This window comes from Streptomyces sp. NPDC001922, assembly GCF_042891165.1.
GTDB lineage: Bacteria > Actinomycetota > Actinomycetes > Streptomycetales > Streptomycetaceae > Streptomyces.
On sequence record NZ_JBIASV010000002.1, the window covers coordinates 80,818 to 103,339 of the forward strand.

Below are 22,522 nucleotides of genomic sequence, written 5' to 3' on the forward strand. Positions count from 1 at the left end.
GCAACCGGAATGCGGGCAGCCGGGCACCGGCCGGTGCCCGGCTGCCGGTTCGTGACCGGCCGAACGTGCCCTAGTGGTGGGCCTCGTGGCCCGGGACCGTGCCGTCGGGTTCCGCGACCAGGAACAGTCCGGCCATGCCCCGGTCGGAGTGGGTCTGCACGTGGCAGTGGTACATCCAGGCCCCCGCGCCCACGTCCTCGCCGGCGATCACCTGGAAGCCGAAGGACTCCGCCGGACCGGTGATCCTGGTGTCGATGATGCGGCTCGGGTCGTCCGGCCCCTGGAGCAGGCCCGTTCGGTTGTCGGCCCAGCGGTGACCGTGCAGGTGGAACGTGTGGTACGCGTCGCCGTGCGTGATCATGATGATCTCGACCCGGTCTCCGACCGTCGCCGTGAAGGTCGGGGTGTCGGGTGCCGACGTGTTGTTGATGGTCATGTCGTTGAAGACGATGGTGAACTGCTTGTCGGGCAGGACGTCGCCCCTCCGGCGCACCACCACCGGCCCGTACAGGCCTTTCCGGATGCCGGCCGTTCCGTGATCGGTGCCGACCGCGTGATCGTGGTAGTGCCAGTACCCCGCGCTGCCCGGACGCCAGGTGCCGTCCCGGCGCCTGCCGGGGGCGTGGGTACGCCAGGTGTACGTCCGCGTGGCGCCCGGTTCCACCACGCTCCTGTTGAGCCTGGTGCCGTCGGCGCCGATGCCGTAGTCCAGTCCGTGCACATGGAGGCCGGTGGCGACATCGAGGGTGTTCTCGAATTCGATGTGCAGGGTGTCGCCCTCGGTCAGCTCGATCAGCGGGCCGGGGACGGTTGCCTTGCCCTTGTCGAACCCGTAGCCCAGCCGCCCGTCGGGCAGCTTCTCCGCGTAGAGCCGCAGCCGGCGGACCTCGCCCTCCCTCACGGCCTTTCCCTGCGCCGGGGCCCCCTCGGCCGCGGCGCCCGCTGTGCAGCCGCTCTGGGCGAACGCGGCGGCGGCAGCCCCGCCGGCCAGGATCCGCCGGCTGAAACTGCGTCTCGGGATGGTCCCGGCTGCCTCGGTCATCGTGCTCCCATCGGGCGGGATGGCGAGGGCACCGCACGGTTGCCGTCCGCGGAATTCCCCGGGCGACGGGGTTCGGGTGCCCTCCCCGAACACTCTCATGGGACGCGACCCGATCTTCGGTTCTTCTGCCCGGCCGGCCCCCTGTGTCGAACGCGGCTCGGCCGGACACACCACTCTTCGGGCGAACGGACCTCAGCCGGACGGCGCGGCGCCCGCGCGCCAGCGCTGGTCGGGCTGTCCGGACAGCGGGCTCACATCCAGCAGGCTGCCCGGGCCGTCCTCGTCCGGTACGAGGGCGTGGTCCGGGGCGATGTTGGGCCGGATGAGGCCCGCGCGGTCGGAGATCCAGAGCAGGTTCTCACCGTCCTCCCCCTCGACGAACTCGCAGGTCCAGATGCCGATTCCGTCATCGACGTCGCCGCGGGTGTCGAGGCAGAAGTCCGGGGCGGCGTAGCTGTGCAGCAGGCCGATGGAGTCCAGGCGCCACTGCTGGGTGGGGGTCCCCGAGCACTGGTCGGTGACCACGTCGTTGCCCTGTTCCAGCTCGTGGTCCTCGATGTCGAGGCACAGGCCGGACGCCGCGTTCACCACCTGGGAGAACGAGTTGTCCACGATGCCGTGCGAAGGGGCCGAGGCAGTGTGGGACGAAGACGGTTCTTTGGGCGGGGCCGTGGTGACGGAGACGCTCGGGGACGGCGTCCTCGCCGGTGACGACACCGTCGCGGTGACGGTGGCGGCGGGGGGCGGCTCCGGTGCCCGTCCCATGTCGGCGCCCGCCTCACCCGGCCGGGGGCCGTCGGAAGCGGCCAGCACGAAGGTGAGGAGAACGGCCGTCAGAACCGCGGCCGCCGTCGCCGCCAGCGGTACGGGGCGGGTGATCCACTGCCGGCCCGCCTCGGCCCGGGACTGCCACGGCGCGTCGGCGTGCGATGCCTCCTGGGCGTTTGCGTCGTTCGCCTCGGGTGCCGGGGGCTGCGCCGGGAGCGTGACGGTGGACGGCGAACCGTCCGACGGCGCCGGCACCGGGGAGGCCGGCACCGGTACCCGCTCCGCGGCGAGGTAGGCCGCGCCGCCCCAGCCGAGCAGACCGTCGGCCAGGACCGCCCGGGGAGTCGCGCCCAGCGCGGTGAGCTCCACCAAGGTGAGGTGGCAGCCGGCGCACTCGGCCACATGCTGCTCCAGGTCCTCGCTCCGGCGGGGGTTCTCCGGCCGGGCGGCGGCCTCGATCAGACGCCGGAACCCCTGGCACCGCCGGTCCTCGGTGCACTGCAGATACGTCCGGAGGTAGGCCGCCCGCATCGCCACCAGGGTGCGTGCGGCGAGGTCCGGCACCTCGACGGGCCGGACGCCGAGGAAGGTGGCCGCTTCGGTGTCCGGCTCCTCGTCCACCACCGCGTACCAAAGGACGTCCTGCTGGTGCTGGGGCAGTGTGTAATACGCGCCGAGCATGACGGACTGCTGCTCGAGGGCGGTGTGCCGGGCCGACACCCAGTCGGCCCCGCTCTGCGTGGTGGCGTCGATCCAGTCGGCGAAGTCGCCGTCCAGCCGGTCCCGGAGACCGCCCGCGGCCCGGGTCACCGCGGCCTGCTGAACGAGCGTCAGCAGATAGTGCCGCCACGCCCCACGCGGACCGATGCCCCTGCGCACCTCGGGCCAGGCCAGCGCGAACGCCTGGGCAGCCAGCTGATTGCCGGCGGTCTGGTTTCTGCTGCACAGGCGGGCGTAGGTGAGGACGGCGGGGAGGTGGCGCCGACGGAGTTCCTGCATGGCGGGTTCGGCGGTCGGGGCGCCGGCCCGTACGTATTCGGTCAGTTCGGAGTCCGGCAGGCCGGGGTGGTCGGACCCCTCGCCCACGGAGCTTCGGTCGTTGTTCCGGTCGATCGGGTGGAGCTCGGGCACCGCACGACCCCTCGTTCTTACCATTTCGTTCGGTTTTTCCGCTGCGCCGCCGCAAGTGCACTCTTGGTGTAACTGCCGGGAACAGGAGTGCCCATAGTGATGCAGAACTCACTGCAGGAAAAGGGGTTTCCGCGGGTAAGCCCCGAGGGTGACCACGCAACTACGCCCTGGTCAGCCCGTCGGCGGCAGGCGCGCCGAGCTCGCACGACAGGAGGCCGACCGGGCACTCCGGCCGCCGAGTTGACTCTGCCCACGATCACGCCCGGGGCACACCTCGGTGTGGACGACGCACACCCGCCGGTCCTCCGGACTCCCCGATGGCCACCTGCCCGGAGGGGCTTCCTCCGCTCTCCGGAGCGCACTGCGGAGCCCGCGGGCCGGCGCTGCCCCCCTCGGGCGAGGTCCTCGACCCCTCACACCGTGTCGACGATCGCCGTCAGTTCGGCGGGCGTCATGCTGCCGGGCGTGCGGCGTTCGCGGGCGCAGGCGTTCGCCACCCGCCGCAGGGCCTCGTTCACCGGAGCGGGAACTCCGTACAGCCGGCCGAGCAGCACGATCTCGCCGTTGAGGTAGTCCACCTCGACCGCCCCGGTCCCCCGGACCAGGCTCTGCCAGGACGAACCGCCGCCGCGAGGGCTCCCGCCGATGGGGCGTGTTTCCATCTTCCCGGCGCGGAGTTGCTGCTGTTCGGCGAGCGAGGCACGGTCGATGCCGGCGGCGTCGAGCACCGCGGTTCCTTCCGCCCTCGCCCGTTCGATCAGCGCCCGCGCAGCGGGCTCGTCGGACGGCCCGCAGACGGCGTCGACGGCGTTGGCCAGGTTGCCGAGCAGCTTGGCGTACTTCCAGCGCATCACGTCGGCCACTACGGGTGCGAGGAAGACCGAGCGCTCCAGACCCTCGGCGATCCGCTCCACGACCGGGTCCGCCGTCGGCACATCACGCGCGCCCGGCGCGGCCCCACCGCGCCCGCCCCGCCGCGGCGGGTACGGCCCGAGGGTGAGGGCCCCGGTGTACGGCGCGCAGGGCGCCTCGACGACCCCCGGCTCCAGATGCGTCGAGGGCAGCCAGACGCACATGCCGAGAACGCGCCGGAAGCGCCGCAGCGCCAACCGCTCGCCCTCCACACCGTTCTGGGCACAGACCAGCGGCAGCCGCTCCCCCGCCGTGCCACCGCCGGACACCGGGCGGGAGGACCAGGTGTCCAGCGCCGTGACCCCGTCCTGCGTCTTCACGGCCAGTACGAGAACGTCGTCGGCCCGCAGTTCGAGCGCCTCGGGACGGTCCACGACGGGCACGGGGAGCACCAGGTCGCCGTCGGGTGTCCGGAGCCGCAGCCCATGGTCCCGCAGCGCCTCGTAGTGCTTCCCCCGCGCCACCAGAACGACATCGTGACCGCTCGCGTGCAGCCGCCCGCCGATCGCGCCTCCGACCGCACCGGCTCCGACGATGACGTAACGCATGTGGCCTCCTCGGAAGTAGGGTCGGCGATTCCCTCAGCGGGACATGCGCAGGGAAGCGTCCAAGGTGCTCATGAGCTGGGCGACGCGGCCCTTGCCGTGCGGTGCGGCCGGGTACCGGCTCAGGACATCCCGCAGGGCCCGTGTTGCGCGTTGCCGGGCCTGCTCGATGAGTTCGTCTCCGACGTCGGGGTCGTCGCCCGCGTTCAGCTCGGCCACGCGCGCCGCGTTCGCGGCCGCGCGCAGGATGTGACCCACCTGGGTGGCCTTCGCGATCGGATGGAGGTACGCGGCGGATGCGGCGTCGCCGGCGGCTCGCGCAGCCAGACGGGCGACTTCGGTGTCCGCCTCCTTCGCGGCTCGGTGGGCGTCCAATGACGTGACGCGCTGCAGCTTGGTCCTTCGCGCGCCGTTCACGAATTCCCAGGCGGCGTCGATGGCCGCGCGAGGCCGTGGATCACCGGGGACGGCTCCCTCGAACACCGGAAGGACTTCCTGAGCGCTCTCCGCGGCGTAGCGCGCCACGACTCGCAGCTCTTCCATGGTCAACTCGAAGTCACCGGTTGTCATGAGCCGATCCTGTCATCGCCGATGCGCGCCCGATGGCCGATCGCTCACGGAGGTGCCGGCGGCTCTCCCCCGCGGTCCCGCGCCCAGTGGCGTCGCTGCGCGAACCGTCCCGCGAAGCGCCGCCCCATGAAGACCCGTCGCATCGGCGTCGTCGCGTGAAGCCGCCAAACGAAACGGACCGTGACTGCTCGAGTCACGGTCCGCCGTATTTCGGAGTAAGTGTCCGAGGGGGGACTTGAACCCCCACGCCCGATAAAGGGCACTAGCACCTCAAGCTAGCGCGTCTGCCATTCCGCCACCCGGACAAGGTGTCGTGCCGCGGTTCCCCGCGGCGACAGGAGTAACGATACCAGGGGTCCGGAGGTGCTTTCACCTGCGTATCCCGAGGTCCGGGGGGTCGGCCCGGCTCCGGGGGCGCGGGCTCCGACGGGCCGTCGTGGAGCACCTCGGCCCCATGCACTTACAGTGCACGATGTGACACATGACGTGACCGACGTGGCGGGCCGGCGACGGACGAGACGGCTCTCGCCGTTGCGTGAGTGGCTGCGGGAGGCGTTCTGGTTCGCCCCGGTGGTGGGACTGCTCGGCGCGATCGTGCTGGCGCTCCTCACCACGGCCGCCGACGCCTGGCTGATCGACGTCCTGCGGGACGCGGGCGAGACCGACGAGATCGACGACCTGCTCAAGATCTCCGACGACGCCAAGACGCTGCTGAACACCGTCGGGTCGTCCATGCTGACCTTCATCGGCGTGGTCTTCTCGATCTCGCTGGTCGCGCTGCAGATGGCGAACCAGTTCTCGCCGCGGGTGCTGCGCCTCTACGTCCGGAGCCGGATCACCCGGGTGACGTTCGCGGTCTTCCTCGCCACCTTCGCCTTCACGCTGCTGGTGCAGTTCGAGAACGAGGGCAACAACGATCCCAGGACCGCGACCTCGGTGCCGGTGGTGTCCGGTGTCGTGGGCCTGGTGCTGGTCATGGTCAGCCTGCTGCTGTTCATCGCGTACGTGCACGCCATCCTGCGCCTCATGCGGGTGCACCAGGTGATCGACCGGGTGGCCCGCGAGTCGCTGGCCGCCCTCCGCGACCAGCCGCTTCCATCGGACGGCGGGCCGCCTCCGTCGGATGCGGACTCCGGGCCGCTTCCGTCGGCTTCCGGACCGCATCCGGGCGATTCCCGGCCCGGGCCGCCCGGCTCCCCGGCACAGCCGTCCGGTCCCGGGCCCCGGCCGCCGGCCGGTTCCGGGGAGCAGGGCCGGCCCGGGTACGGCGGCCCCGACAGCGGTGAGGTCCGGGCCGGACTGCCGGAGGCCGGCGGGCGGATCGTGTACTCCGGTCCGGCCGGGGTGCTGCGGAGCCTCAACGCGGGGCGGCTCGTCCGGCTGGCCCGGCGACACGGGGTGGTCCTCCGGCTGGAGCCGCGGATCGGCGACTTCATCGTGCCCGGCACCCCGGTCTGCACCGTGCACGGCGGTCCGGCCCCGACCGGGCGGCGCGTGCGGTCCGCGTTCCAGGTGGGGGTGGAGCGCACGTTCCACCAGGACCCCGGATACGGGCTGCGGCAGCTGTCCGACATCGCGCTGCGGGCCCTGTCGCCCGCCGTCAACGACCCGAGCACGGCGGTGCAGGCGCTCGACCGCATCCACCAGCTGCTGGCGGTGCTGGTGCGACGCCCGTTGGGCGAGGTGCACCACAGGGACCGGGAGGGCACGGTGCGGCTGGTGCAGCCGCTGCCGACCTGGGCCGATCTGGTGGATCTGGGGCTGGTGGAGATCCGGCACGCCGGGGCCGCGGCGCCGCAGGTGTCGCGGCGCCTGGTCGCCGTGCTCGACGATCTGGTGCGGCTCGCGCCCGAGGGGCGCCGGGAGCCGCTGCTGCGGCACCGGACGCTCCTCGGGCGGGCCGTGGCACGTGCCCTTCCGGACCCCGCCGAGCAGGACTTCTCGATGCATCCCGACCGGCAGGGCATCGGCTGACCGACGCCCCGGGTTCCGCCGGACGGACCGTCGCGTCATGCCGGTCTTTCGTCACCCCGGCATCGCTACGTCACTCCGGCTCGACGTCACCCCGGCATCACCACGTCGCCCGGCATCACCACGTCACTCCGGCATCATCACGTCGCCTGGCATCACCACGTCACTCCGGCATCAGGTGGTAGTCCGGGAAGTTCCCCGGCGGGCGCTCCCCCTCCGGGCCCTGGGTCACGGCCCGGACCAGCAGTTCCCCGCCGACGAAGGCACCGCGCCAGGAGGCGCCGAAGCCGCCGAACAGCTCGTCCCGGTCGCCACGGGAGCGCGGCTTGCCCAGGCCGATCTTGAAGGCGCGGATCTCGGTGGCCAGCCGGCCCGCCGCCTCCTCGTCGTCGCAGGAGAGGCTGGCGACCAGGGCGCCGTTGCTGGCGTTCATGGCGGCGAGCAGCTCGGCCTCGGTGTCGACGAGGACGATGGAGTCGACCGGCCCGAAGGGTTCGGCGTGGTGGAGCGGCGAGCCGGTCGGCGGGTTCAGCAGGGTGACGGGCGGGACGTAGGCGGAGGTGTCCTGTCCGGGGAGGAACAGGCCGTCGGCGAGGTCGCCGCGGTGCAGCGGTACGGCGCCGCGGTCGATCGCCTCGGCCACCTGGTCGGTCAGCTCCTTGGCCTTGGCGGCGTTGATCAGCGGGCCGAAGTCCAGCTCGGGCGGCGGGTCGTCGGGGGAGGCGACGGCGAGCGGGTGACCGATGCGTACGGAGCGCACGGCCGGCAGGTAGGTGGCCAGGAACGCGTCGAACAGCGAGCGCTGGACGACGAACCGGGGATACGCGGTGCACCGCTGCTTGCCGTAGTCGAAGGTCTTGCGGATGTGCCGGCCGAGGGCGTCCCAGTCGCTGTACTCCCAGATGCCCCAGGCGTTGAGGCCCTCCTGTTCGAGGATGTGGCGTTTGCCGAGGTCCGCGACGGCGGTGGCGACCCGGGCCCCGGTGTCCCGGCCTCCCACGAACGAGACACAGCCGATCTCCGGGGAGCGGACGAGCGCTTCGGAGAGCTCGCCGCCGCTGCCGCTGACCAGGGTGACCGGGATGCCCTCGCGGTGGATCAGGGCGCAGGCGAGGGTGAGGCAGGCCAGCCCGCCGTCGGTCGGGGTCTTCGCGATGACCGCGTTCCCGGCGAGGGCCTGGACGAGCATGGCGTGGACGAGCACGCTCATCGGGTAGTTCCAGCTGGCGATGTTGCTGACCGGGCCGTCGAGCGGGGTGCGGCCGGCCAGCATGGGCTCGATGCCGTCGGCGTACCAGCGGACGCCGTCGACGGCGCGGTCCACGTCGGCCCGGGCCAGCCGCCAGGGCTTGCCGATCTCCCAGACGAGGAGCAGGGCGAGCAGGTCGCGGTGGTCGGCGAGGGCGTCGAGGGCCGCGCTGATCCGGGCCCGGCGCTCGGGCAGCGGAGCATCCCGCCAGGCACGGTGCTGGTCGAGCGCGGCACGTACGGCCGCCCGGGCGGTGCCGGAGTCGAGCCGGGGCGGTCCGGCGATGGGGGTTCCGTCGACGGGGGTGGTGGCGGGGAGCGGGTGCCCGTCGGCCTGCCAGGCGCCGTTCCAGAGGTTGAGTACGCGGTCCTCGCGAAACGCCTCGGGGGCGGCCGCGAGGCAGCGCCGCCAGGCGTCCGACCAGGCGGTTCCGGGCTTGAGGGTGAGCTTCGGAGCTGTCGGTGCCATCGAATTCTCCGCTCTCGTTGCACAGACGGGAGGGGTGGCGCTCACGGGTCCTACTGGACGGTAATCACGGCCGATGGATAGCGATACATGCCCTGGTTCAACTATGAGCGAGGTCACTCCGGGTGGCGAACCGGCCACCCACCGCCCTGCCCGGCCGCCCGGCATCCCGGCCTCCCCGTGGACACCTCTGGACACGCCCGGATGCCGCCGTGCGTCCGCCTGCGGGTCCGCTGACCTGTGTGTCCCTGTCCGTGGGCGGCCACTGGGGCGCGGGTGGGGTCCCCGGGTCCCGGCCTGTCCGGCCCGGCGTCCCGCGGGACCGGGCTCGGACGCCGTTCAGTGCCGTTCGACTCCGTTCGACGCCGGAACGCCGACGTGTCCGGCCCGGCCCACAGGCGGGAACCGGCTGGATCCGACCACTCAACGGGGCCTGATATCAACGGAGTTAGTCTGGGGGCGCTTTTCAGTACCGCCCGGCGGAACAGGGCTTCAGGACGCGCCTTCCCTGGCCCTCACCCCACCGCCGGAGACGCCCCGTCCGCACCGGAGACGACCGCCTGTCACCGGACCGGATACGACCACTGGTGGCCCGGGACGACCATCGGTACACGCCGATGGACCGGCCCCGCAGCACAGGGAGACGCCCATGGACCAGCCGACCGCCGCCCAGCACACGATCCGCCGTGCCCGCCCGGAGGAGCGGGATGCCATAGCCCGGTTGCTGGGGGAGGCGTTCATGGACGACCCGGTCAGCGGCTGGGTGTTCCCGGACGAGGCGCACCGGCGCGTCGCACACCCCCGGTTCTTCGGGGTCATGCTGGACGCGGCGCTGCGCGACGGATGGGTCGACGTCAGCGAGGACGTGTCGGCTGCCGCCCTGTGGCTGCCGGTCCCCGGCGAGGGGGCCGACGGAGCGGGGAGCGCCGCGGACACCCCGGATGCCGGTGCCCACGACGGCGGCGACGGGGACGGGGCCGTGGGCGGGGCCGGCGGGGACGACGGAGACGAGCCGGCGGACGAGATGGCCGAGCTCCTGGCCGCGGCCGACCCCGGCAACGAACGGGCGGTCACCGTCGCGCGGTTGACCGGTGAGGCGCACCCCACCGGTACCGCCCACTACTACCTTCCGGCCATCGTCGCGGCTCCGGGCCGGCAGAGTGCGGGGCTCGGCGGCGCCCTGCTGGCCTCCGCACTGGACCGTTGCGACCGGGAGCGGATGCCCGCCTACCTGGAGGCGAGCAACACCCGGAGCAAGGCGCTGTACGAGCGCCTGGGCTTCGTCTTCCGCGGCCGGACCGTGGACCTGCCGGGCGGGCCCTCGCTGTGGCCCATGTGGCGCGAACCCCGCGCCTGAACCCCGCCCCCGCGCCGGGCGGACGCGGACGCGCCTGCGGGGCCCCGCCCGGGTCCGGACGGGGCCCCGCCCCCGGGTCCGGACGGGTCCCGCCGCCAGGACCCGTACCGCCTCGGGCCCTCCGCCGCCGTCGGCCCCGTCGCCCGGCCGTCATGCGGCACCCTTCTCCCGGACCGGCGCCCCTCTCCCGCACCGGCGGACCGGCGGACCGCGAGTGCCTGCCGCCGTACCGGGCAGCAGCCCCGGACGCGGGTGCAGGACAATGTGCGCGCGGGTCACTTCGCCGTCCCCCGGCGCGGTGCCCCACGGCAACCACACCGCCGGGGCCGCACTCGGCCTCCGGGACCGACGACACCGGGACTGATGACATGGGACGGGTCACCGACAGGCGGCGTGTGCTGCGGATCCGCGACGGCGCGGTCAGCACGCGCCCGGACACCCTCGTCACCGAGGAGCCCCTGGAGATCCGCCTCAACGGCAGGCCGCTCGCCATCGTCATGCGCACGCCCGGGGACGACTTCGCACTGGCCGCCGGCTTTCTGGTGAGCGAGGGGGTGCTCGGCGCGGCGGAGGAGCTGCGGACGATCGTCTACTGCGCCGGAGCGACCGAGGACGGCTCGAACACCTACAACGTGGTGGATGTGCAGCTCGCCCCCGGGGTGCCCGTCCCGGACATCACGCTGGAACGGAACGTGTACACCACCTCGTCCTGCGGCCTGTGCGGAAAGGCCAGCCTGGACGCCGTGCGCTCCACGGCGCGCTGGCCCGTCGCCGACGACCCGCGCCTGAAGGTGACGCCCGCGCTGCTCTCCGCCCTCCCCGACCGACTGCGCGCCGCACAACGGGTGTTCGACCGTACGGGCGGGCTGCACGCGGCCGGGCTGTTCTCTCCGGCGGGCGAACTGCTCGATCTGCGGGAGGACGTGGGGCGCCACAACGCCGTCGACAAGCTGATAGGGCGCGCGCTGCAGTCCGGCGAACTGCCCCTGTCACAGACGATTCTGCTGGTCTCCGGCCGGGCGTCGTTCGAACTGGCGCAGAAGGCGGTCATGGCGGGCATCCCGATGCTCGCCTCGGTGTCGGCACCGTCCTCGCTGGCGGTGGACCTGGCCGCCGAGACCGGACTCACCCTGGTCGGCTTCCTGCGGGGCAGCTCGATGAACGTGTACGCCGGGGAGGACCGGATCACCTACGCTGCGCCGTCCGGCGACAACGGGGAGGCGGACCGTGCCGGGGCCGTGGCCGGGGACGGCCACCGAAGCTGAGCCGAGCAGGCGGCGCACCGCCCGTCCGAGAGGCCGGCGGTGGCCACGCCCCGGCACGAGTGCTTGAAGCCCATCTACTATCGGCTGCCATGGACTGGCTGGAGCGCATCGCGAAGCTGAGGCAGTGGACCAGGAGCGGTACCCGCGCTCCGCACAAGCCGCTGCTGCTCCTCTACGCCCTTGGCCGGTTCCAGGACGATGCCGACGGCGGCCTGCGATACACCGCGGTGGAACAGGACCTGCAGCGCCTGCTCATCGAGTACGGCCCACCCAACAAGACGACACCCGCCTACCCTTTCCACCACCTGGCCAGCGACGGCGTATGGGAAGTCCGCACCGATCGCGGACCGGGCAGCCCTGGCAGCGGGGTACGGGACCTCCGTGAGACGGGCGCCACCGGGCAGCTCGCGCCGGACTTGAGAGCGGCGCTGCGACGTGAACCGGACCTGCTCGGCAGCATCACGCGATTGCTGCTCGACCTGCACTTCCCACCTTCCCTGCACGGAGAACTGTGCGAAGCCGTCGGCCTGGAGCTGGAGCCTGCGGAGGCCGAGCAGCTCTCGGCGGTACGCAGGAAGCGGGACCCACGGATGCGGGAGCTGGTACTGACCGCCTATGAATACCGGTGCGCCTTCTGCGGATACGACGGCAGGATCGGCGCGGTACCGGTCGGGCTGGAGGCCGCCCACGTGCGCTGGTGGGCGTTCGGCGGCCCCGACGAGATCGAGAACGGGCTGTGCCTGTGCGCGCTGCACCACAAGCTCTTCGACAAGGGCGTCATCGGTGTGGGAGACGACCAACGCATTCTGGTCTCACAACGCTTCGTCGGTCACAGCCCCGCCGCCCGCGAGCACGTCATAGCCCTGGCGGGCCGCCCACTCATCGGCCCGCAGCCCGGCTCCCGCCCTGTTGCTGCAGCTCACCGCGACTGGCATGCCCGGCAGGTCTTCCACGGCGAACCGCGCCCGTGGGCGGCTGCCTGACCCCGACAGCCACCCACGAAGCATTCTCACCTCAGCTGCATGAGGCGGAGCCGTCGCTTGCACCCGGCCGGCTCCTGGCAGTGTGCCTTGCGCGGGACACCGTGTCTGAGCAGCCGCCGCCCCGCCCCGGGCCCCGCACCTCAGCCCAACGTCACCGGCAGCGTCCGGATGCCGTTGGAGACGATGGACGGCAGGGGCTGGAGGTCCTCCGGGGCGGCGGCGAGTTGCAGGGCGGGGAAGCGGTGGAAGAGGCGTTCCAGTGCGGTCTCCGCTTCCATCCGCGCCAGCGAGGCGCCGAGGCAGAAGTGGGCGCCGTGCCCGAAGGAGAGGTGCCGGGTGGGGCCGCGGGTGATGTCGAACCGCTCGGCGTTCCGGCCGTGCGCCCGGGGGTCGCGCCCGGCGGCGGCGTACGAGGCCAGGACCGCCTCGCCCTTGGCGATGACCGTGCCGTCGATCTCTATGTCCTCGGCGGCGTAGCGCATGGGGAACTGGCCGACGGGGCTGTCCCAGCGCAGCGCCTCCTCCACGACCGCGCCCCAGGTCTGCTCGCCGGCCCGGACCAGGGCGAGCTGGCCGGGGTGGGTGAGCAGGGCCCGTACGGCGTTGCAGATGAGGTTGAGCGTGGTGGCGTGTCCGGCCAGGAACATCAGCAGCAGGGTGCCGACGAGTTCCTCCTCGCTGAGCCGGTCGCCGTCCTCCCGGGCGGCGATGAGGGCCGAGGTGAGATCGTCGCCGGGGTGCTGCCGCTTCCGGGCGATGATCTCCCCGAGTGCGGCGTGCAGGGCGCGGACGTTGGCGATCGCCTCGGCGGGCGGCGTGGTGCTGCTGACCAGGATCTCGCAGAGCCCGTGCAGCGTGTTCCGGCGGTCCTCCGGGATGCCGAGGAGTTCGGAGATGACACCGATCGGCAGCGGATAGGCGAAGTGGGCGCGCAGGTCGACGGGGCCGGGCGCGGCGTCGGCGAGGGAGTCGAGCAGGGCGTCGGTCAGCTCCTCGATGCGCGGGCGCAGCGCGGCGGTGCGGCGCGGGGTGAACGCCTTCGAGACCAGGCCGCGCAGCCGGCGGTGCTCGTCACCGTCGGCCGTGGTCATGCCCTTGTTCATGATGAAGGTCATCAGGGGCCAGCCCGGCGGGACCCGGCCTTCGGCGAGCGCGCTCCAGTGTTCGGGGGACTTGACGAAGCGGGGGTCGGCGAGGGCCTGCTGCAGGGCGTCGTGGCGCGGCAGGGCCCAGGCCTGCACCTGCCCCGGGAGTTCCACGAGGGCCGCGGCGCCGGTGTCCCGGAGCCGGGCGTTGTCGGCGTGCTGGTCGAAACCGAGCGGGCAGGCGGCTCCGGTGTTGCGGGGCGCGGTGTCCATGGGGTCCCTTCGGTGGGTGAGGACGGCTGAGACAGCGGGCTGCGGCGGGAGTCCGGGCCCGGCCGGGCGCATCAGCGGTACGGAGCGGCGCGTCACCTCGTAGCGGAGGGGGGTCACGGAGGCCGACACGCGACGTAACCGCCCGGGACGGACGGTCCCGCTACGGCGGCCGCGCCGCGGGCCACGCGCCCGCAGCCCGCACATCCCGACGGCCGTTCCTCGGCATGACGAGACGTCAAAATATCGATGACACTGTGCAGTTGGTAAGGACTGTGCAGTTCATGCGGATCGACCACGCCGGGCGTCATCGAACGCTACCGCTTCGAGCGTCGTCAGTAACCCCCGTCATCGACCCCGGGACCAGTCGCCCCAGCAGGTCGGCGAGCTGCTGACCCGCACCGAGGCCATCGGGGTTTCCCCCCTGCCGTCCGTGCGCCGGGTGCGCGGCGGCGCGCCGCTGCCCGGGGTGCTCGGCGGGGATGCGGCGGGGACCGTCGCCGCGCTCTGCGCCGGCGTGACGGGCTCTCCGCCGGGGACCGGGTCACCGGGCTCGCCTTCACCGGCGCCTTCGCCGAACTGTCCACCCTCCCGGCCGCACCCCCCTGCCCGACGGGGCCTCGGCTACTCCGGACGAGCTGATGGGCGCACGGTGCTTGTGAGGAGGAACGCCCGGCACGTACCGTCGACGCCCGGACATGGGACGTGGGATGTCCGGATTATCGGCTGAAGGGACGCGCCATGCCGTCAGTTCTCCGTCCACGCCCCGGACCCCGTCCACGCCCGCTCCGGTGGCACCGGCTGTGGGTCTTACTCGCCGCCGCGCTGCTCGTCCCACCAGCGGTCTCCGTGCGGGCCGCGGCCGCGGAGGACTCCCCGGCCGCGGCCCGCAGCGGCTTCGAGCAGCAGGTGCTGTTCAAGGCCTCGCAGGACCCCGGGTACGCGTGTTTCCGGATCCCGGCGGTCGTGCGGACCGTCCGGGGCACCCTGCTCGCCTTCGCCGAGGGCCGGGTGCTGAACTGCGGCGACGCCGCCGACATAGACCTCGTCCTCAAGCGCTCCACGGACGGCGGGCGCACCTGGGGCCCGCTCCAGGTCGTCGACGACGGCGCCGGCGACACCCACGGCAACCCCGCACCGGTCGTGGACACCCGCACCGGCCGGATCCTCGTCGCGACCACCTACAACGAGGGCCGGGACGACTCGCTGAGCTGCGCCGTGCCCTGCGACCGCACCCCGCACCTCCAGTACAGCGACGACGACGGAGCGACCTGGTCGCCGCCCCGGGACCTGACCGAGGCGATCCGGCCCCCGGCCTGGAACTCCTGGTACGCCACGGGCCCGGTGCACGGCATCCAGCTGACACGCGGACGGCACGCCGGACGGCTGGTGTTCGGGGTCAACGCCGAGAGCCACGACGGGGCCCGGATCACCGCGAACCACGCGGCGCTGGTACACAGCGACGACGGCGGCCGGACCTGGCGGGTGGGTGCCCTGGACACCTGGCCCGTCGCCCCCGACGGAACGTTCCGTCAGAAGCCGTCCGAGATGACGCTCCTGGAACGGAGCGACGGCGCGGTCCACGTCAACGGGCGGGAACAGGACGGCACGGACCTGGGCCACCGGACGTACGCCGTCAGCCGGGACGGCGGGGAGAACTTCGCCGCGCCTTTCCGTGCCCTTCCCGACCTCATCACGCCGATGGTGCAGGGCGCCGTGCTGCGGCTGCGGAGCCGGGACCGGGACGGGTACAGCAGGCTGCTGTTCTCCGCACCCGCCGACCCCGACCGGCGCCGGACCATGACGATCCGCTCCTCCTACGACGAGGGGCGCACCTGGGAGAGCGCCGACCGGGGGAAGCGGGTCACCGCCGACTGGTCGGGCTACTCCGACCTGGTGGCCCTCTCGGACGACGAGGTCGGCCTGCTCTACGAGGGCGGCACGGCGGACGCCCGCGACGAGATCCGCTTCGCCCGGTTCACCGAGGAGTGGCTGGGCCCGCGCCGCGCCCCCGACCCGACCACGGCGGACCGGGCCCTGTGGGCCCGCGGGGCGTCCGTGCTCGGCGGAGCGGCGGAGGTGGCGGGCCGGTTCAAGGGAGCGCTGTCGTTCGACGGCGGCGACGACGCCGTGCGGCTGCCCTTCCGGGAGTCGCTGCGCCTCGGGGCCGGGGACTTCACCGCGAGCCTCTGGTTCCGGTACACCGCGACCACCGGCGACCAGCCGTTCCTGTGGATGGGCGGCGTGGGGAACCGGAATCCGCAGGTGTGGCTCCGCGGCGAGCCCTCCCGCGGGCGGGTCACCGGGCTCATCACCACGGCCGACGGAGCGCGGCCCGCGGCGACGGCCGTGGTGAACACGCCGGGCGCGCACAACGACGGCGCGTGGCACCATCTCGCGCTGCGCCGGACCGGCGGCCGGCTGCTGCTCGCCGTCGACGGTGCGGAGGTGACCGCGCCGGACGTGCCGGGCACGGTGAGCCGCTCCTCCACCTTCGGCGTCCATCTCGGCCAGTCCGCGGACAGCCGCGCCTGGCTCACCGGGGCGCTCGACGACGTACGGGTCTACGACCGGGCGCTCTCCGACGAGGAGTTGGAGCGCCTCCGCACCCGGGGCGGCCCCATCGGCCGGCTCCCGGTGCTGTGGCTGCCGCTGGACCGGGTGCGCCCGGCGGACGGCTGAGGGGGCCGCGCGGCGGCGTGCGGACGGGGCCGGGCCGCGCGGAGGAAGTGCCGGGCCGCGCGGAGAGGAGTCGTAGCCGGGTCCCGGGCCCGGCTACGGGAGCGGGCCGCGGTACGGCTCCGGGAGCGGCGGTGATGCCGCCCCCCGGAGCCGTCCGTCCGGCCCGGCGCCGCCCGGAGTGACACCCGTTCCCAGCGGGCGGGCGGTACGGGCGGGGACGAGCCGGGACGCAGGGTCAGCCGACGCAGCCGGCGGGGACGGTGGCGCTGCCCGTGCAGTTGGCCGGGCTGTTGGCGCTGATGGTGGTCCCGACCCCGGGGAGCGGCAGGCCGAGGGCGAGCCTGCCGTCCGCCGTGCTGCCCGTGGTGGTGGTCACCTGACGGCGGTCCAGCGCGACGGAGCCGGAGACGTTCGAGTACCCCTCGGGCCGGATCGTCGTGGCGCCGGACATCTGCCCGTCCTCCCGGAAGAGGTCCGGCACGCCGAAGTTCCAGACCGTCTGCGTGCCGGTGCCCGGGGTGGTGGTCGTGGAGCTGTTGCCGGTGACGTTGGTGGTGACGTTGTTGTGGCTGTCCCGGTAGGTCACCGAGTTCTCGTCCTCGTCGTTCGTGCTGGTCGGCACATCACGGATGGCGGACACGCTGCGGGTGCCGTCGGCCTTGATGCCCCCGTCGATGGTCATCTCACCGTTGTTGAGGATGCCGCCGGCCATGCCGCCGGCAGCGGAGGCCGAGGCGTCCGCGGACGCGGTGGCGGCGGCCGAGGCACTGGCTGCCGGGGTGGCGGCGGACGAGTCGGCGGCAGCACTGGCGGCAGCGGACGTGTCGGCGGCGGCGCTGGCGGCCGCGGACGCTTCGGCTGCCGGGCTGGCCGCAGCGGACGGTGCGGCAGCCGCCGAGGGCGCGGCGGCCGCGGCACTGGCGGCGGCCGACGGGACAGCGGCGGGGCTGCCGACGGCCGACGGGACAGCCGCCGAGGCGTCGGCGACGGAGTTCTCGGTGACGGAGGTGTTCGTGAGGGCCGCCGTGCCGCCGCTGTCGACGGCGATGCCGCCGCCGTCCCCGGCGGCGGTGTTGCCGGTGATGAGGCTGGTGTCCACGGTGAGCGCCCCGTCGTTCCGGACGAGGATGCCCCCGCCGTCGGCCGTGGTCAGGCCGCCCTCGACGGTGAGCGCCTCCAGGGTGAGTTCACCGCCCGCACCGACGGTGAAGATGCGGAACGCGTCGTCGGCGTCCACGTCGCGGCTGATCGTGACGCCGTTGCCCTCGAGCGTGATCGGCTTGACGATCACCGGCAGCCCGCTCTCCCCGTCGGCCGGGGTGGTCAGGTGGTAGGCACAGCCGGCGGCCAACGCAAGCGTGGCGCCGTCGCCGCTGTTGGCGGCGTTGATCGCCGCGATCAGCTGGGCGGTGTCGCACGGTACGGCGGTGGTGGCCGCGTCGGCGGGGACGGCCAGCGCCCCCAGCATCAGCGCGGCCCCGGCGGGAGCCAGGCACAGTCGGGTGAACTTCACGGGTTCTCCTCTGTGTACGGAGCGACGGCGGCCGCTGCTGCACGACGGCCACCGCTCGAAATCGGACGAACCCAGTAACAGGCCGATGATCGCATTTACCCGGCACGTGGACCCGGCCGGACGTCCAATGGAGTACCAGATAGCGCCGAATGCCGGGCATGTGGCAGAACTCCCGGACCGTCGACCGCCCGTCACCTCCCGTCGGCCGCCCGTCGAGCGGCCGGTGCGCCGCCCGGCACGGCCCTCCGCCCAGCTGGACCACCGTTGCGCCGCCGTCCCGCGGGCCGACCCCGGCCTCCGGACACCCTCGCGAAATTTCCCGGGCGGCCGGAGCAACCCCCGGCCCCCCGACGCCGTCTCCCCGTACAGCCCGTGTCGGCACTCCCGGCCGGCAGGGCGACCGTCGGCGGCCACCGGCGCCACGGCACCGCGCCACGACCCGGGAGCCGGCCCGGAGCCCCGCCCCGGCGCACGGGCCCGCGGAGAGCCGAAGCGGACGCCCTCGCTCCGCGCCTCGCGGGACCGCCCCGACCCGCGGTGACCGGCCCATCCGCCCCCATGAAGGCACGCACTGTAAAGCGTCCGTGACTTCCGCGGGCGGATTCGGTGGAGATTGCCGCGCCCTCTCCTTACTCCGGAGTCAGGTTTCGCCCAAGCTGTCCCGCACAGGACCGCACATCGCGGCCTGACCAGCGCAGATGTCGCCATTTCCGATTCCGGGACGCCTCTCCCTTCCGGGGGCCGGATCGGGTAGCGTCGCGGCGCTGTGCTGAGCACGCTAGGAGCAGTCATTGCGCGAGTTCACCGTCCCCCCAGTTGAGGCGGCGCCCCAGGTCGGAGGCCTGGCGGACGCCGTTTTCGACCATGCCTCCGACGATCCGGACCGGGTGGCACTCGGCCGGAAGGTCGACGGGCAATGGCGGGATGTGACCTCGGGGGAGTTCTGCGCGGAGGTCCTCGCGATCGCCAAGGGGCTGCTGGCCCAGGGGGTCCGGTTCAACGACCGCGTCGCGATCATGTGCCGTACGCGCTACGAGTGGACACTGTTCGACTTCGCGCTCTGGTCGATCGGCGCGCAGCCCGTGCCGGTCTACCCCACGTCCTCGGCCGAGCAGGTCTACTGGATGATGCACGACGCGGGCGTCTCCGCGGCGATCGTCGAGACCGAGGACCACGCCATGACGGTGGGCTCGGTGATCGACCGGCTGCCGCTGCTGACCCGGCTGTGGCAGCTCGACGCCGACGCGGTGGGCGAGCTGACGGCGGCCGGGGAGCACATCGACGACGAGGTGGTGCACCGGCACCGGCTCGCGGTCACCCCCGACTCCCCCGCCACCGTCATCTACACCTCCGGCACCACGGGCCGCCCCAAGGGCTGTGTGATCAGCCACGCGAACCTGATGTTCGAGTCCGACACCCTGGTCTCCGGCTGGGAGCCGGTCTTCCACTCCAAGCCCGGTGACGAGGCGTCCACACTGCTGTTCCTGCCGCTCGCCCATGTCTTCGGGCGGATGGTGGAGGTCTCGGCGATCCGCGGCCGGGTGAAGCTGGGCCACCAGCCGAGCCTCGGCGCCAAGGAACTGCTGCCGGACCTGGCCGCCTTCCGGCCCACCTTCATCCTGGCCGTGCCGTACGTGTTCGAGAAGGTCTTCAACGCCGCCCGCCGGAAGGCCGAGGCGGAGGGGCGCGAGGGGCCGTTCGACAAGGCGGTCGACGTGGCGGTGCGGTACGCGGAGGCGCAGGAGCACAAGGCGTTCGGGACCGGTTCGGCCCCCGGCGCCGGTCTGCGCATGCAGCACCAGTTCTTCGAGAAGGTCGTCTACAGCAAGGTCCGCGAAGCCATGGGCGGCCGGATCCGGACGGCGATGTCGGGCGGCTCGGCGATGGAACGCCGGCTGGGGCTGTTCTTCGCCGGTGCCGGGATCACCGTCTACGAGGGCTACGGGCTCACCGAGTCGAGCGCCGCCGCCACCGCCAATCCACCGCGGCGCACCCGCTACGGCACGGTCGGGCGGCCCATCCCCGGCACCACGGTGCACATCGCGGACGACGGTGAGGTGTGGCTGCGCGGCGGTCAGGTGTTCCAGGGCTACCTCAACGACCCGAAGGCCACGGAGGCCGTGCTCAAGGACGGCTGGCTGGCGACCGGGGACCTCGGCGCACTGGACGAGGACGGCTATCTGACGATCACCGGCCGGAAGAAGGAGATCCTGGTGACCTCGGGCGGCAAGAGCGTGTCGCCCATCCCGCTGGAGGAGCGGGTGCGGGCGCACCCGCTGGTCTCGCAGGCCATCGTGGTGGGCAACGACCGCCCGTACGTCGCCGCGCTGGTCACCCTCGATCCCGACGCCGTGGAGCACTGGCTGCAGATGCGCGGCAAGCCCAAGCTGCGGCCCGCCGATCTGGTGCGCGACAAGGACCTGGAGACGGAGATCCGGCGGGCGGTGGTCGCAGCGAACACCCTGGTGTCCCAGGCCGAGTCGATCCGGACCTTCCGGATCCTGGCGGCGCAGTTCTCCGAGGAGCACGGCATGCTCACGCCCTCGCTCAAGCTCAAGCGGAAGGTGATCGAGAAGGCGTACGCCACGGAGGTCGACGCCCTCTATCACGCCTGAGGCCACGCCCCACGGCACCTGATCCGAACCGTCCGGAACGGCGGCCCGGCAGATCCGGACGGCTCACTGGGAATGCGGCGGCCCCCGAAGATCGTTGAGGGTGGTATCCGACCGTCTACTTTCTAAGGATCGACGCGTGAGCAAGGTCCCCTTCACCACCCTGAACAACGGCGTCCGGATGCCGCAGCTCGGCTACGGGGTCTGGCAGGTGCCGAACGACGAGGCGGAGAGCGCCGTGGGCCTCGCGCTGGAGGCGGGCTACCGCAGCATCGACACGGCCGCCGCCTACCAGAACGAGGAAGGCACCGGCAAGGCGATCGCCGGCTCGGGACTGCCCCGTGAGGACCTCTTCGTCACGACCAAGCTGTGGAACGCCGACCACGGCTACGAGTCCGCCCTCAAGGCGTTCGACACCTCGCTGTCCCGGCTCGGCCTGGAGTACGTGGACCTCTACCTGATCCACTGGCCGCTGCCGTCGCGCGACCAGTACATCGAGACGTGGAAGGCGCTCGAGACGATCCTCGCCGACGGCCGCGCCAAGGCGATCGGCGTATCGAACTTCCAGCCCGAGCACCTGCGGCGGCTGCTGGACGAGACCTCCGTGGTGCCCGCGGTGAACCAGATCGAGCTGCACCCGCTGTTCCCGCAGGCCGAGGCCCGCGCGCTGCACGCGCAGCACGGCATCGCCACCGAGGCGTGGTCGCCGATCGGGTCGGGCAAGGGCCTGCTGGACGACCCGAAGCTCGGGGAGATCGCCCGCAAGCACGGCCGCTCCCCGGCGCAGATCGTGCTGCGCTGGCACCTCCAGCTCGGCAATGTCGTGATCCCGAAGTCCGTGACCCCGTCCCGGATCAAGGAGAACATCGACGTCTTCGGCTTCGAGCTGGACGACGCCGATCTGAACGCCATCGCGGGCCTGGACGCCGGTCAGCGCCTCGGCCCGGACCCGGCCACGTTCGACGTGGCCTGACCGGTCCGGCAGCACCGGAAGGGCCGCCTTCCGGCCGGTTCGCCACGGCGCCGCCGCTCCCCGGGAGCGGCGGCGCCGTTCGCATGCGCCGCCCGGCCGGGTGCCCTGACGGGGCGGCACTCACCGGACCGGGGCGGCGTACCCGCTCAGCTGTCCGGTCCCGGCCGCCGCGCGGCGTGCACGGTCTGGGCGCTCAGCAGGAAGACGTCCGGCCTGCGGTGGATGCCCTCCGGGTCGTCCGGGTCGGCCAGCCGGCCGAGGGTCGCCCGGTCATCCGCGTCGATCCGGTCCGCCAGCTTCTCGCGCAGCCGCGCCAGGTCGGCAGCCACGAACTCCCGGACCGCGGGCGGCGCCGGTGCGGGCAGGTCCAGGAGGAAGGTCCGGGTGCCGACGGGTTCGAGACCGGCCGCGGCGAGCAGCGCGGGCCAGTCCTCGACCTCGGACTTCGAGCCGGGGAGTGCGGCGCGCATCTCGGTGAACCGGTCGGCGTTGAGGGCGTCCAGCCGCTCCTGGAGCCCGGGCCGGCCGATCCCGATGTCGCGGGGCAGCCAGCGGCGGGGCAGCCCGCCCTCGGACACCGCCAGGAGGCCTGAGGGGCGGAGGCAGCGGGCGAGCGCGGCGAGTGCGGCCACCTGGTCGCCGAGGTGGTGGACCGCCTTGCTGGACCAGACGAGGTCCACCGGCCCGACTTCGTCCAGCCCGCCGGGCAGGTCGGCGAGGTGGGTGCGGACCCGCTCGGCCAGTCCCTGACCGGCGGCCCGGCGCCCGGCCCGGTCGAGCAGCTCCCGCCCGCTGTCCACGGCGACGACCTCGGCCTCCGGGAACTCCCGGGCGAGCAGGCAGCTCATGACGCCCGGACCGCTGCCGGCGTCCAGCACCCGCCGCACCCCGCCGCTCCGGCCGCGCAGCCAGCCGGCGGCCTGCTCCAGCAGCGGGATCTGGACCTCACCCTCCAGTTCGAGGAGCGGTCCCATGGCATCCCAGTCGATCTCCGTGCTGTGATGGTGATGGTCGGTCATCGTTGCCCGCCTCCGGTCGGTGCGTGCCGTCGCTGTCGCCGTTGAGGATGCCGGGAGCCACCCCTGGTGCACCAACAGTTGTGCCACTTCCGCAAAGATGTCCCTCCCGC

Annotated in this window: 15 protein-coding genes and 1 tRNA gene; 7 read left to right on the forward strand and 9 right to left on the reverse strand. The window is 73.0% G+C overall.

What is annotated here, in order from left to right; all coding sequences use genetic code 11:
• Window positions 1–70: 70 nt before the first annotated feature.
• The 5 genes from ACFYYR_RS03840 to ACFYYR_RS03860 form a co-directional block, all read right to left on the reverse strand.
• Complete coding sequence (locus tag ACFYYR_RS03840; RefSeq protein ID WP_388846583.1) at window positions 71–1,042, reverse strand: multicopper oxidase domain-containing protein; 972 nt, start codon at window positions 1,040–1,042, stop codon at window positions 71–73.
• 192 nt (window positions 1,043–1,234) lie between these two features.
• Window positions 1,235–2,941 (reverse strand): ricin-type beta-trefoil lectin domain protein, encoded by a 1,707-nt coding sequence (locus ACFYYR_RS03845; RefSeq protein ID WP_388846585.1) that lies wholly within the window; start codon window positions 2,939–2,941, stop codon window positions 1,235–1,237.
• Between the two features lie 413 nt (window positions 2,942–3,354).
• Window positions 3,355–4,401 carry a ketopantoate reductase family protein gene (locus ACFYYR_RS03850; protein ID WP_388846586.1) on the reverse strand — a complete coding sequence of 349 codons (1,047 nt, stop codon included), beginning with the start codon at window positions 4,399–4,401 and terminating at the stop codon, window positions 3,355–3,357.
• Window positions 4,402–4,434: 33 nt separating this feature from the next.
• Window positions 4,435–4,968 carry a putative immunity protein gene (locus ACFYYR_RS03855; protein WP_388846588.1) on the reverse strand — a complete coding sequence of 178 codons (534 nt, stop codon included), beginning with the start codon at window positions 4,966–4,968 and terminating at the stop codon, window positions 4,435–4,437.
• 220 nt (window positions 4,969–5,188) lie between these two features.
• Window positions 5,189–5,273, reverse strand: a tRNA-Leu gene (locus ACFYYR_RS03860).
• Window positions 5,274–5,442: 169 nt separating this feature from the next.
• On the opposite strand from ACFYYR_RS03860, the gene ACFYYR_RS03865 reads away from it, so the two are divergent.
• Window positions 5,443–6,942, forward strand: coding sequence for a DUF2254 family protein (locus ACFYYR_RS03865; protein ID WP_388846590.1), 1,500 nt, complete (start codon window positions 5,443–5,445; stop codon window positions 6,940–6,942).
• Between the two features lie 160 nt (window positions 6,943–7,102).
• Here the strand turns inward: ACFYYR_RS03865 and ACFYYR_RS03870 are convergent, their stop codons facing one another.
• The gene (locus tag ACFYYR_RS03870) at window positions 7,103–8,656 is read right to left on the reverse strand and encodes an aldehyde dehydrogenase family protein (protein ID WP_388846591.1); all 1,554 of its coding nucleotides are present in this window, start codon (window positions 8,654–8,656) and stop codon (window positions 7,103–7,105) included.
• Window positions 8,657–9,302: 646 nt separating this feature from the next.
• On the opposite strand from ACFYYR_RS03870, the gene ACFYYR_RS03875 reads away from it, so the two are divergent.
• The 3 genes from ACFYYR_RS03875 (at window position 9,303) to ACFYYR_RS03885 (ending at window position 12,258) form a co-directional block, all read left to right on the forward strand.
• On the forward strand, window positions 9,303–10,010 hold the full coding sequence (locus ACFYYR_RS03875) for a GNAT family N-acetyltransferase (RefSeq protein ID WP_388846593.1): 708 nt from the start codon (window positions 9,303–9,305) through the stop codon (window positions 10,008–10,010).
• A gap of 368 nt (window positions 10,011–10,378) precedes the next feature.
• Complete coding sequence (fdhD, locus tag ACFYYR_RS03880; protein ID WP_388846595.1) at window positions 10,379–11,275, forward strand: formate dehydrogenase accessory sulfurtransferase FdhD; 897 nt, start codon at window positions 10,379–10,381, stop codon at window positions 11,273–11,275.
• Window positions 11,276–11,364: 89 nt separating this feature from the next.
• A complete protein-coding gene (locus ACFYYR_RS03885) occupies window positions 11,365–12,258 on the forward strand; it encodes a phosphorothioated DNA-binding restriction endonuclease (protein WP_388846597.1) in 894 nt (297 codons plus the stop codon).
• 140 nt (window positions 12,259–12,398) lie between these two features.
• Here ACFYYR_RS03885 and ACFYYR_RS03890 read toward each other — a convergent pair whose 3' ends face one another.
• A complete protein-coding gene (locus ACFYYR_RS03890) occupies window positions 12,399–13,616 on the reverse strand; it encodes a cytochrome P450 (protein ID WP_388846599.1) in 1,218 nt (405 codons plus the stop codon).
• A gap of 738 nt (window positions 13,617–14,354) precedes the next feature.
• Here ACFYYR_RS03890 and ACFYYR_RS03895 point away from each other — a divergent pair.
• Window positions 14,355–16,295, forward strand: a complete 1,941-nt coding sequence (locus ACFYYR_RS03895) for an exo-alpha-sialidase (RefSeq protein WP_388846601.1) — start codon at window positions 14,355–14,357, stop codon at window positions 16,293–16,295.
• A gap of 235 nt (window positions 16,296–16,530) precedes the next feature.
• Here ACFYYR_RS03895 and ACFYYR_RS03900 read toward each other — a convergent pair whose 3' ends face one another.
• Window positions 16,531–17,808, reverse strand: coding sequence for a hypothetical protein (locus ACFYYR_RS03900; RefSeq protein WP_388846603.1), 1,278 nt, complete (start codon window positions 17,806–17,808; stop codon window positions 16,531–16,533).
• A 791-nt stretch (window positions 17,809–18,599) separates the two neighbouring features.
• Between ACFYYR_RS03900 and ACFYYR_RS03905 the strand changes: the two genes are divergently transcribed.
• Window positions 18,600–20,423, forward strand: coding sequence for an AMP-dependent synthetase/ligase (locus ACFYYR_RS03905; RefSeq protein WP_388846605.1), 1,824 nt, complete (start codon window positions 18,600–18,602; stop codon window positions 20,421–20,423).
• Between the two features lie 136 nt (window positions 20,424–20,559).
• Complete coding sequence (locus tag ACFYYR_RS03910; RefSeq protein ID WP_388846607.1) at window positions 20,560–21,393, forward strand: aldo/keto reductase; 834 nt, start codon at window positions 20,560–20,562, stop codon at window positions 21,391–21,393.
• A 146-nt stretch (window positions 21,394–21,539) separates the two neighbouring features.
• On the opposite strand, the gene ACFYYR_RS03915 is transcribed toward ACFYYR_RS03910, so the two are convergent.
• Window positions 21,540–22,412 (reverse strand): class I SAM-dependent methyltransferase, encoded by an 873-nt coding sequence (locus ACFYYR_RS03915; RefSeq protein ID WP_388846609.1) that lies wholly within the window; start codon window positions 22,410–22,412, stop codon window positions 21,540–21,542.
• Window positions 22,413–22,522: the final 110 nt, after the last annotated feature.

Bases quoted from the DNA above. Each gene is read 5' to 3' on its own strand.
- ACFYYR_RS03840 (WP_388846583.1), bottom strand. From the start codon at position 1,042: ATGACCGAGGCAGCCGGGACCATCCCGAGACGCAGTTTCAGCCGGCGG.
- ACFYYR_RS03850 (WP_388846586.1), bottom strand. From the start codon at position 4,401: ATGCGTTACGTCATCGTCGGAGCCGGTGCGGTCGGAGGCGCGATCGGC.
- ACFYYR_RS03855 (WP_388846588.1), bottom strand. From the start codon at position 4,968: ATGACAACCGGTGACTTCGAGTTGACCATGGAAGAGCTGCGAGTCGTG.
- ACFYYR_RS03870 (WP_388846591.1), bottom strand. From the start codon at position 8,656: ATGGCACCGACAGCTCCGAAGCTCACCCTCAAGCCCGGAACCGCCTGG.
- ACFYYR_RS03875 (WP_388846593.1), top strand. From the start codon at position 9,303: ATGGACCAGCCGACCGCCGCCCAGCACACGATCCGCCGTGCCCGCCCG.
- fdhD (WP_388846595.1), top strand. From the start codon at position 10,379: ATGGGACGGGTCACCGACAGGCGGCGTGTGCTGCGGATCCGCGACGGC.
- ACFYYR_RS03885 (WP_388846597.1), top strand. From the start codon at position 11,365: ATGGACTGGCTGGAGCGCATCGCGAAGCTGAGGCAGTGGACCAGGAGC.
- ACFYYR_RS03890 (WP_388846599.1), bottom strand. From the start codon at position 13,616: ATGGACACCGCGCCCCGCAACACCGGAGCCGCCTGCCCGCTCGGTTTC.
- ACFYYR_RS03895 (WP_388846601.1), top strand. From the start codon at position 14,355: ATGCCGTCAGTTCTCCGTCCACGCCCCGGACCCCGTCCACGCCCGCTC.
- ACFYYR_RS03915 (WP_388846609.1), bottom strand. From the start codon at position 22,412: ATGACCGACCATCACCATCACAGCACGGAGATCGACTGGGATGCCATG.